We start from the raw sequence: 771 nt of genomic DNA on the forward strand, positions 1-771 counted from the left end.
AACGTTGTAGCCATTTTACCGAAAAACAGCTGGAAACGCAGCATTCATGCGGGCTTCTCTATTGTTCAGGGCCGACGATAGAGTATGAGCAGGCCGTTGCTTAACAGGAATGTGTCCGAGTTATCGGGGCACGATCATGGCCTTATTCTCCGCTCCGCTTCAAAAAGGCCACCGGTGCGCTCTGCGTTAGGCGCCATGAGGTGACCGCGTGGACAATACAGGTTGTGAACCGAGGGAGATGTGAAGTCTGTCGCGGAACATCGGGACCATTAACCTGAAGAGTTCTGGGAAAGCCATGATGTATGTTCTTGCATTTCTTTCGATCTTGATACTAGCCTTTGCGGCATATCTCATTTTTGGCGGGCCGAGACTGCCGTCCGATACGGACGTGGTCATTGAGAATGTCCTGAAAAATGAATTACCGCAGATTATCCGGGGCGAGACAGGCTTTGCCGCGTCCGACGGATTGCAGATTTGGTATGAAATCATTGCTCCCGGGGGTGAACCCCAGGGAGTGGTTCTCCTCAACATGTCGATGGCGGGCGATGCGCTCCTGTGGCCTCCGGCATTCGTACGAGCGTTCACCGATGCCGGATATCGCGTCATCCGCTATGACTATCGAGGAACGGGCATGTCGGATTGGGTGGAGCATTGGGACAGCAGGCATCCGTACTCGCTTTCGGATATGGCGAGATGTCAGCGCCAGTGGTAAAAGTCCGTGAAATGACAACTTAGTTTGTCCGCCCGACCCGCATGACCTTTCCTTGTAGG

Annotated in this window: 1 protein-coding gene; it reads left to right on the forward strand. The window is 53.6% G+C overall.

All coding sequences use genetic code 11. The annotated features are described in order from the left end of the window. Nucleotides 1-295 precede the first annotated feature (295 nt). Nucleotides 296-712 (forward strand): alpha/beta fold hydrolase, encoded by a 417-nt coding sequence (locus E4656_RS20155; RefSeq protein WP_135485123.1) that lies wholly within the window; start codon nt 296-298, stop codon nt 710-712. Nucleotides 713-771 lie beyond the last annotated feature (59 nt).

It is taken from the genome of Natronospirillum operosum, assembly GCF_004768465.1.
GTDB lineage: Bacteria > Pseudomonadota > Gammaproteobacteria > Pseudomonadales > Natronospirillaceae > Natronospirillum > Natronospirillum operosum.

Excerpts from the sequence above, each read along its gene's own strand:
- E4656_RS20155 (WP_135485123.1), top strand. The coding sequence starts at position 296 with ATGATGTATGTTCTTGCATTTCTTTCGATCTTGATACTAGCCTTTGCG.